Annotated in this window: 15 protein-coding genes; 12 read left to right on the top strand and 3 right to left on the bottom strand. The window is 71.9% G+C overall.

Annotated features, from left to right (window positions below):
* Nucleotides 1–44 precede the first annotated feature (44 nt).
* From C1I97_RS25235 to C1I97_RS25225, 3 genes are all read right to left on the bottom strand, one after another.
* Complete coding sequence (locus C1I97_RS25235; protein WP_111005466.1) at nucleotides 45–1601, bottom strand: LacI family DNA-binding transcriptional regulator; 1557 nt, start codon at nucleotides 1599–1601, stop codon at nucleotides 45–47.
* Between the two features lie 22 nt (nucleotides 1602–1623).
* Nucleotides 1624–1869 carry a hypothetical protein gene (locus C1I97_RS25230; RefSeq protein ID WP_146608283.1) on the bottom strand — a complete coding sequence of 82 codons (246 nt, stop codon included), beginning with the start codon at nucleotides 1867–1869 and terminating at the stop codon, nucleotides 1624–1626.
* 97 nt (nucleotides 1870–1966) lie between these two features.
* Nucleotides 1967–2440, bottom strand: coding sequence for a hypothetical protein (locus tag C1I97_RS25225; protein ID WP_111005464.1), 474 nt, complete (start codon nucleotides 2438–2440; stop codon nucleotides 1967–1969).
* A gap of 336 nt (nucleotides 2441–2776) precedes the next feature.
* Here C1I97_RS25225 and C1I97_RS25220 point away from each other — a divergent pair, with 336 nt between their 5' ends.
* The 12 genes from C1I97_RS25220 (at nucleotide 2777) to C1I97_RS25170 (ending at nucleotide 8443) form a co-directional block, all read left to right on the top strand.
* A complete protein-coding gene (locus tag C1I97_RS25220) occupies nucleotides 2777–2992 on the top strand; it encodes a helix-turn-helix domain-containing protein (RefSeq protein ID WP_111005463.1) in 216 nt (71 codons plus the stop codon).
* Entirely contained in the window at nucleotides 2989–3288 is a 300-nt protein-coding gene (locus C1I97_RS25215) for a helix-turn-helix domain-containing protein (protein WP_111005462.1), read from the top strand. The genes C1I97_RS25220 and C1I97_RS25215 overlap by 4 nt, the downstream gene beginning before the upstream one ends.
* 89 nt (nucleotides 3289–3377) lie before the next feature.
* Nucleotides 3378–4604 (top strand): hypothetical protein, encoded by a 1227-nt coding sequence (locus C1I97_RS25210; protein WP_111005461.1) that lies wholly within the window; start codon nucleotides 3378–3380, stop codon nucleotides 4602–4604.
* Nucleotides 4601–5041, top strand: coding sequence for a hypothetical protein (locus C1I97_RS25205; protein WP_111005460.1), 441 nt, complete (start codon nucleotides 4601–4603; stop codon nucleotides 5039–5041). Before C1I97_RS25210 ends, C1I97_RS25205 begins: the two co-directional genes overlap by 4 nt.
* Entirely contained in the window at nucleotides 5038–5571 is a 534-nt protein-coding gene (locus tag C1I97_RS25200) for a hypothetical protein (RefSeq protein ID WP_111005459.1), read from the top strand. Before C1I97_RS25205 ends, C1I97_RS25200 begins: the two co-directional genes overlap by 4 nt.
* Nucleotides 5568–5792: a hypothetical protein gene (locus C1I97_RS25195; RefSeq protein WP_111005458.1), complete on the top strand. Its 225-nt coding sequence runs from the start codon at nucleotides 5568–5570 to the stop codon at nucleotides 5790–5792. Before C1I97_RS25200 ends, C1I97_RS25195 begins: the two co-directional genes overlap by 4 nt.
* Nucleotides 5792–6004 (top strand): hypothetical protein, encoded by a 213-nt coding sequence (locus C1I97_RS25190; protein WP_111005457.1) that lies wholly within the window; start codon nucleotides 5792–5794, stop codon nucleotides 6002–6004. The genes C1I97_RS25195 and C1I97_RS25190 overlap by 1 nt, the downstream gene beginning before the upstream one ends.
* 76 nt (nucleotides 6005–6080) lie before the next feature.
* On the top strand, nucleotides 6081–6689 hold the full coding sequence (locus C1I97_RS25185; protein WP_111005456.1) for a hypothetical protein: 609 nt from the start codon (nucleotides 6081–6083) through the stop codon (nucleotides 6687–6689).
* The gene (locus C1I97_RS40110) at nucleotides 6686–6925 is read left to right on the top strand and encodes a hypothetical protein (protein WP_181446903.1); all 240 of its coding nucleotides are present in this window, start codon (nucleotides 6686–6688) and stop codon (nucleotides 6923–6925) included. Before C1I97_RS25185 ends, C1I97_RS40110 begins: the two co-directional genes overlap by 4 nt.
* A complete protein-coding gene (locus C1I97_RS42515; protein WP_181446902.1) occupies nucleotides 6922–7569 on the top strand; it encodes an HTH domain-containing protein in 648 nt (215 codons plus the stop codon). Before C1I97_RS40110 ends, C1I97_RS42515 begins: the two co-directional genes overlap by 4 nt.
* Before the next feature lie 213 nt (nucleotides 7570–7782).
* The gene (locus tag C1I97_RS25175) at nucleotides 7783–8019 is read left to right on the top strand and encodes a hypothetical protein (RefSeq protein WP_111005454.1); all 237 of its coding nucleotides are present in this window, start codon (nucleotides 7783–7785) and stop codon (nucleotides 8017–8019) included.
* Nucleotides 8012–8443 (top strand): hypothetical protein, encoded by a 432-nt coding sequence (locus C1I97_RS25170; RefSeq protein WP_111005453.1) that lies wholly within the window; start codon nucleotides 8012–8014, stop codon nucleotides 8441–8443. Before C1I97_RS25175 ends, C1I97_RS25170 begins: the two co-directional genes overlap by 8 nt.
* Nucleotides 8444–8547: the final 104 nt, after the last annotated feature.

Below are 8547 nucleotides of genomic sequence, written 5' to 3'. Positions count from 1 at the left end.
CTGGGGGCAGATCATCCGGGGGCAGACTGGGGGCAAAATCGCGATCATGCCCCCACGGCCCTCAGCCGCGTCACCGAGGCAGCCGTCCCGGCCCGCTCGGCCAGCAGCCGGTCCAGCGCCGGCACCGCCGACCGCGGGTGCATCGCCAGCCGCGCATCGAGCGCGTCCTCCCACACCTCGGTCAGGCCGTCCATGAGGCGCTTCCGCATGCCGTCCGTGATGTGGGTGTAGCGGGCCTGGACCGACCCGTCCAGGTGCCCCATCCGCTCATCCATCAGCTTCGGCGGGGTGCCCAGATCCTCCATGGTCGTCTTGTGGAAGTGGCGCAGGCCGTGCGGCGTGAGTTTCGGCGCGACCGGCGCCCAGCACGCCTCCGCACGCGAGGCCGCGCCCCGGCCTCGGGCCGGCACCCCCGGCCACGGGTCGGCGAGAACGGGGACCAGGCGCCGCGGTTGGGGCGCCTTCGCCGGGTACCAGCCGGTCGCCGCCGGGTGGAACACCCACGTGGCAAACCCGCTCCTTCGGTGGTGCGCGGCCGCCTCCCCGCCGCCCCCGCGCACGTATCCGAGTTCCTCCATCACGGCCACCACCGCTTCGCGTTTCTCCTGCCGCACCTTCTCCGGGTGGTTCAGCACATGCGACACGGTGCCCACGGACACGCTGGCGTGCTCGGCGACCTGACGGAGTGTCACCCCGGACCGGGCCCTGCCGTTGGCGATGCCGAGGCCACCGAAGACATGCACGTTGCCGTGGCAGGAGCAGGGTGTACGGCTCCGCCCGGCCAGGAACTTGGCCAGCAGCAGGGACAGCCACTCGGGGATATCAAGGGTGCGGTAGCTGTCCTCCTTCGGTGGGCACCGCAGCAGCGACCCGTCGTCCATCTCGTACAGCTGGTGCTCCACACGCACAGCTTGGGAGTGCTCGCGTACGTACTCGCGCTCGAGGCCGACTACCTCGCCCCACCGCATCCCGGTGTAGGCGATGAGGAGGGTCAGGACGAACTCGTCGTCGCGACCCGCCAGAAGTCCGGCCCGCTCGGCCACCAGCAGCGCGCCGAGCGGCGTGGTGATCGCCTTCTCGGGGGCCCTGCGTGAGGAGCGTCCTGCGCGCCGGCCGCGACCGCGCTGCCGATGGGCCGGGTTCGAGGTGATGAGCCCCTCACGTTGGTGGGCGTCGGACAGCATGACGTGCAGCGTGCCCCGCCAGGTCTTGATGCTCGAGGGGGCGTAGCCAGCCTCTTTCTCGGCGCGCTCCCACGCCTGCACGTCCGCAGCGTCGATTTCCTTCAGCAGCTTCTCGCCGAAGTAGGGGAGCAGGTGTTCCTCAATATGGTGCTTGTAGTTCTGCATCGTCGACTCGGCGAGCTCCTGGCCCGCGTACCAGCGGCTGGCGTACTGCCCGAAGGTTTCGGTGCCCAGCGACGGATCGCGCCAGCGCCCCGCCCGGATCGCGGCCTCGGCGTCCTGCGCGGCCTTCTTCGCCTTCGCCGCGGTGGGGTAGAGGATGGGCTCGCCCAGCTCGTCCTCGACGACGCGCTTTTTGCCCTCCGCATCCCGGTATCGGGCCCGGAAGAACTTCCCCCTCTGCTCAGCCCACCCCACTTGGTTCCCCTCCTACTGCATGTCAGCGCACGGGCTCCTGCGCCAGGACCGAGGGCTCTGAACCCACCATGCTGAGGTCGACGATCTCCCCGTTCCACAACTGCCAGACGTCGACCGCGCACACCCACGTGTTGGCGGCCGCGGTCAGAGCAGCCGCCTGTTCCTCATCGAAAAGCTGATCGCTCAACACGAAGGTGGCGCCGTGGCGAGAGGCTTTGATCACCACCGGCCCGTCTCGATCCACCCGCCCGACTCTGAAATTGATCACATGAGCCCCCAGGCATGCGCGGCCCAACCGCACGTGGCGTGTACATCCGTCTACGTGCGTCACCGTACATACACAGAGCGCATATGCACTAGGGCCACTACGTTTCGTCCCAGGCGTCTCCACAATCGCTTTCGTGTCGCGCCTCAGCGCGCACCCGCTCGTCTGCCTCGATCATGGCTCGCCATCGCTGGCGGTCGACCTCGTCCATCCCAGCCAAGTGCGCGACGATCACCCGCACGTCGTCGCCGTAGCCGCCCAGCTCCGTCGCCTCGTAATCCAGGAACTGCACGGCGATCGCGCGCTGCACCAGGCGCAAAGGGCGCTGCAGGCCGGCTGCGATGGCGTGGGCCTCTTCTTTTCCTGGGGTTGTCCGGACGACGTTGGCAGCCAGCTTCTGGAATTGGCTGCGGCTCAGCGGGTGGCCGGCTGCGGCGGCCCGGTCGGCCATGACCTGGAAGGAGACTCCGGTGTCGTTCACCTCGCGGATCATGCGTGACAGCTGATCGCGGTCCAACGACCGCGACAGATGCTCGGGAATCTCTGTCCCGGCCTGCCGCTGGTCTGGCGTCATGAGCTCCTCCACCTACAGGCCCCAGGTGTCTCGGGAACAGAGACGTGCGGACTCTGCATCAGCGCTGGTCACTGCCCTGTTGTCGCTCCGAGTGTAGACGGTTATCTACGACTCGCGCAGCGCGTCCAGTCCCAAAAGCAAGGAAAGGTTCCGGGCGTCTCCGACTGTAGACGGATCATCTCTAAGTATGGTTAGCTATCTACGAACGGAGACGTTCCGGGTCCACATGGAGACGTCGGCCCTTGTTTCGCAACTCTTTGGCCAGTTGCTTCTGCGTGCCCTCCATGTCTCCCCATCGGCGCAACCTATCTATACCTGGAAACGGAGATCAACATCGTGGCAGCGGCGCAATCCAGCCCCACATCTGACCTGATCTACATCGACGAGATCGCCGAGCGCCTTGGTGTACGCCCCAACACCATCCGCACCTGGCGCTACAAGGGCCGCGGCCCCCGCACCTGGCGACAGAACGGCCGCGTCGTCTCGACGGTCGAAGACATCGAGAAGTACCTGGCCGCCCAGGTCAAGGCCACCGAGCGGGGCGCTGTATGAGCACCCTGCCCCGCCTGCTCTACAGCGCCCAGGAGGTGGCCACGGCGCTCGGCGTCTCCGCCTACTGGCTCCAGCAGGAGGCGCGAGCCGGACGCATACCGGCGACGAAGGCCGCCGGCCGGTGGGGGTGGAGCCGCTCCCAGATCGACGAAGTGATGGACGCACTGGCCGTCACCCCCTCGCACACCACGCCCGCGCCGGCCACCACCACGACCAGGCCGCGCCGCACCCGGCAGGCCCCCGCGCATCCGCCGGTGCAGCAGCTCGTCGCCAAGCCACCGCGCCGCCGCCGCTGACCGCACGAGAACGGGGCCGACCCCGGCCCTACCCGGAGACGACCCCTCGGCACAACCACACCTAATTCCTCAACCAGGAGTGGAAGACCGTGAACGCATCATCCCAGACCCCCGGGGCGCTGCCCCCCGAAACCCCGTACCAGCGGCAGCTGGTGCCCGTACCGCTGCCGACCACCCTCAGCGGCATGCAGTCCGTCGCGGACCTGCAGGACAGCGCGGCCGCGACCACCACGGTGCTGTCCTCGACCGTGACGCCGGCGACGCCGGACGCGCCCCACCACCTGAGGACGCCGTTTCCCGAGCCGGCCGGCCGCGAGTGCTTCATGTGCGGCACCAACGAGAGCCTGCTGTACCCGGACCCCCGCGGCCGCCGCTACGACTCCGGCGCACCTGTTCTGTACTGCGGCACCCACGTGCCCGACGCCACCCCGGTGCAGGCCGCCGCCAAGGTCATGGCCTCGGCGATGGAGAACGGCTCTGCCACGCCGCGCGAGCTCGCCCAGGCCGAGGAGAACGCGGGGCTGCTCTTCGACCCGCAGCGTGCCCAGGACATCGCCGACGGCGCCCGTGAGCAGGCCCGCGCCGAGTCCGCCGCCGAGATCGCCCGCCTGCGCGAAGAGGTGGCGTCGCTCGCCCACTTCAAGGCCCAGCTCGACGGCATCCGGTCGGCACTTGCCGGGCGCCCCGACAGTGACCTGATGTTCGTCCGGGAGATCCTGGCGGCCGCCGACCCCCAGGCCCCGTTCGGGGCGCCGCTCTCAGTCACCTGGGACGGCATCGTGATGGGCCCCTCCGGCGACACACTCCGCGAGCGCACCCTGGTCCCGCTGACCACCTCCCACGGAGGCAAGGCCGCGCTCGCCCTGGGCGCTGAGCAGCGCCTGGCCCTCGGTGGCCTGCTGCTCACCCACACGCATACGGGTGAGACCTGCCCGACGCCGGACTGCGGCATCGAGGCGGTCACCCTCGACGAGGCCGATCCCACGATGGAGGGCTGGATCCTCGTCCAGGTCGCCGGCACAGACAGTCCGGCCCGCTGGTACTGCAACCCCTGGTGCGCCTCGGCCGCCATCAGCGAGGCCGGCGCCGAGCTCGCCGCCGACGACCAGGCCGACGCTGTCGACCCCGACCAGCAGGCCTCGGCCGTACCGGTCGTCGAGGACGACGACGAGCCGCGCTGCGTGCGCTGCGGCTGCACCGACAGCCGGGCCTGCCCGGGCGGCTGCCACTGGATCCCGAACCAGCAGATGGTCGACCTCTGCTCGGTCTGCGCCACCCCGGACGAGCTCGCCTACGCCGCCGGGGGTGCCCGGTGAGCGAGAAGACCGAGCGCAGCCCGCTCGCCACGATCGAGGCCTTCGAGTCGGTCGCGTTCCGCGCCGCGCAGGTCGGCCGCCAGCTGCTCGCCGAGCACCCCGACCTGCTCGTGGGAGAAGTCCGCGTCCACGCCTTCGGGTACCGGGACCCTGAGTCCACCAAGGCGGAGGTCGAGATCTCCATCTTCAACACGGACGCGGTGCGTGCGACGGACGCGGTGCGTGCGTGGGCCGAGGCGCTCGGTACCGAGGTGGACGTCCGCTTCCACGACGCCAAAAACACCGCGCATGCCTTCGAGTACCACCACGCCGAACAGATGGTGAACGGCATCACGGTGAGTGTCGTCGCCACCCGCCAGCCGACCCATGAGGAGATCACCGCCTGGCGCACGGCGTCCTCGGCAGACTCCAAGGACGCCGCGGGCGGTGCACAGTGACCGCCATCGAGGAGACCGGCACCGCCCGGACCGGGAAGAGCACCCAGACGGGCAGCAGCCAGCTGTCCGCGGGCGAGGCCACCCGGTCCCTGACCCTGCCTCACCTGCCGTACGCCGACGCCGTGCACGCCGCCCTCGCCGCCGCTGCCATGCCGCCCGCGGTCCTCGAGGTCGGGGTACGAGACGCCCAGCCCGAGGCGAAGCGCCGGGCGCCCGTCCTGTTCATGCGCTTCGTGTGGCCGGTCGGCAGCACCCTGCTGACCGACGACGTCCGCAGCAAGGGCCTGACCCTCGCCTGGTCGCACGTCACCGGCTGGTCCGCCCACAACGCCGCCGACGACGCCGAGCTGCTCGAGGTCGATCCCCTCGCTGACCCGCGGCTGATCGCCATGGCCGCGCTCGACCTGGCCGAGCAGGACCTGAGCCTGCTGTGGAGCCCGCCGGACGGCACCGCCGGCCGCTGGTCGGAGGCCGTCTACCTCGACATCGCCCTCGTGCACTTCGACGAGCAAGACGGAGGCCTGCGGTGACCGCTGTGGAATGGCTGATCGCCCTCGCCCTGGCCGCCGGGGCGTGGTGGGTGGTCCAGGGCATCACAGACAAGCGCGCCGCCGCGGCCCCGCCGGGGCGCATCAGGCCGTCCGTCCCGCCACCGCTGCCCACCTACGTCCGCGCCGACCTGCACCGCGCCCGCACCACGCGCGCAGCCCGCGCCGGCGGCCGGCACCACCGACCCGAGGAGTCGTCCTGATGGGCACCCGTCCCGGGATCGTGGCCGAGGCCGCGATCGACGTCCTCGCCGCCCGCCTCTCGATCGAGGTCCCCGGGCTCGGCCAGGCGGAGATCTACCGCATCGCCCGCGCCCAGGCCACCGAGCTCACCCGCGAGGGCTACCGCATCACGGTGCCGGTCACCGCCGTCGCCACCACGGTGCGCCGCCTCAAGGCCAACCGCACCACCTGATCCCCGGGGTGGGCGGGACGCGACCTGACACCCGTCCCGCTCACCCCGGCACCAACCACCTTCCTGGAGTACCACCGTGCGACCCACCGTGCGACGCACCGACCCGCGCCTGCAGATCATCACCGAGACCATCGAGGGCCTCATCCCCGGCGCCACGCCGGCGTTCCTGTCCGTCGACGTCACCGAGACGCTGCCCGGCCCGGGCGAGCGCCGCAACAGCTGGACCGGCCGCCCCGCCGCGCTCGCCGAGCGGGTGTTCACTGCCCTGTACGGCCGCCCGCACGTCGCGCCGGAGGCGAGCCCGCTCGCCCAGGCCGATGACGCCAAGCGGCGCCGCGACATCCTCGGCGAGGTCGGCGTCCTCATGGCCGCCGGCGCCGACCTGGAGTCCGCGCCCTGGTACCCGGTACGCCCCGGCGACCTGGTCCACGTCCACTACGAGGCCGCCGGGCAGGGGAGCGCGTTCGGCGAGACGTACATCGTCGGCCCCGAGGACGGCGGCCTGATGGGCATGACGCTGCTCGCCCATACCCTCCCCGACGCCACCGGCTCCGAGGGCATGGCCGGCTGCTTCGCCGTTGAGGCCGCCGACGACCCGATCTACGAGCTGTGGTTCGAGGCCGGCCCGCACCGGCTCACGATCGTCCGTGACGGCCGCCCCGTCCACGTCGGGAGCGCCCGGTGAGCGGGGACACCTACGACGACGCCGAGCTGGGCGTCGACGAGCCGTGCGGTGAGGGCATGTGCCAGTGCTCCTGCGGTCAGGGATGCGTGTGCGGCTGCGAGTGCCCGGGAGACCCGGACACCAGGGAGCCCAGCGAGTGCGACAACTGCGACGGCGACAACTGCGCCTGTGCGATCGGACAGGGCGCGCGCTACGACGAGTGCACCTGCGGGCCGACCGAGGAGATCGCGCCGTGAGCCCGGCGTCCGCCCGCGCACTGCGCCGTCGCCGGGTGGCCGAACTGCGGGCGGCCGAACCGCACCTGAGCCTGCGGCAGATGGCCGACCGGCTGGGCATCTCCCGCGACACCGTGACCCGCGACCTGGCCGAGATCGACCGGGACGCGGCCGAGAGCGCGCCACCGGCCGACCAGACGGAGCCGGTGGCCGAAGGGTCCTCGGCCGCAGGATCGGCCACCGGCGCAGAGGCTGCCGATTCTGCGCCGCAGGTCAGCGGGGGTGGCCGGACTGATCAGCCGCCGGTGGCCGAGGTGGTACGGCAGCCGGCTGCGCCGGTGGCTGACCGGGTGGCCGGTCACCTGGCCGTGATGGTCGGCCACCGCCCGGAGGCGGCCGACCGGCCCCCGGCCGCTCTGCCGCGCCGGGTGGCCGAGCCGCTGGCCGACGCTGACCTCAGCCGGTGGCCGGCGGTGCGCCGCGACCTGGCGGTGCTGGCGCAGACCGAGCGCAGCCCCGAGGCGCTGGCGCATCAGGCGATCACCGCGCTGGCGCACCACTACAGCCGGGCCCTGGCTCGGGGCGATATCCAGCCGGGCCAGCCGTTCGTCGTCACCGACATGACGCTGCGCCCCCTGCCTGTACCGGCCCCCCGGGGCTCCTGATGACCGGGCCGCCCGCCCAGTGGCCCGGGGCGGGCGGCCCACCACCGACACAACCCGGCCGAGGAGGTCGTGATGATCCGAGCGCTCGCCGTCCTAGTGGCGGCCGCCGCGGCCGCGGTCCTGGCGGTGGCCGCTTGCCACGGCCCGTCGGCCGCGGCCGTACCCCGGCCGAGTCCGAACCCGGCTCTGGCCACCGGCCTCCGGTAGGCGGCTGTGACCGGCTGGTGGGCCCCCGCTGGCCTGTACGGCCTGCACGTGGATCTCGGCCGCTACAGCCAGGACCGCGGCCGGTGGCTGCGGCAGCCGGCCGCCCGGTTCACCTGCCGCCACGGCTGCCACATAACGGCCGTCGGCCCGCTCAAGGTCGCCGCCCTCACCCAGCACATCGACGAAGACCACGCCCGCACCTGCCCGGGCAACCAACCACAGAACAGGAATGCACGTGCCTGACAACGCCCAGCTGGCCCGCACCCGTGTGGTGCCCATGACTACCGGCACCACCGCCATACCGATGCCCGCCGCCCCCGTCCCGACCGCCGCTTACGACCGGGCCGTGTGGGAGCGCGCGCTGCTCACCAGCACCGTGCGCCGCGACCTGCGCCTGCTCGGCCTGATCCTGTCCCACCACGCGGATGCCGCCGGGTGCCTGCCCGCGGGCGGTATCCAGCACGCCGAGTCCCTGTGCGCCCTGATGCGCATGGAGGGCCGGAAGGTCCGCCAGGCCCTCAACGAGCTCGAGTTGGCGCACTTCATCCGCCGCCCGAACCTGCACACCTGGCCGCGCAGGGACATCGTCCGCCCGATCACGCTCACCCTGCCCACCGTGGCCGCGGTGCGGACCGGGCCAGAGCATCCGGGCGAGGCCATCAGGTGAGCAGCGAAGAGCAGTTAGAGCTGCTGCCCGCCGACCCGCCGCGCTGGGGCGGCCCCGCCGCCGCCCCGGTCCAGCCGATCCGCACCCAGGGCCGCACCGAGTAC

The organism is Streptomyces sp. NTH33 (genome assembly GCF_003236365.1).
Classification (GTDB): domain Bacteria; phylum Actinomycetota; class Actinomycetes; order Streptomycetales; family Streptomycetaceae; genus Streptomyces.
The sequence above is the reverse complement of the archived record's forward strand: the minus strand, read 5'-3'. Positions and strand labels throughout refer to the sequence as shown.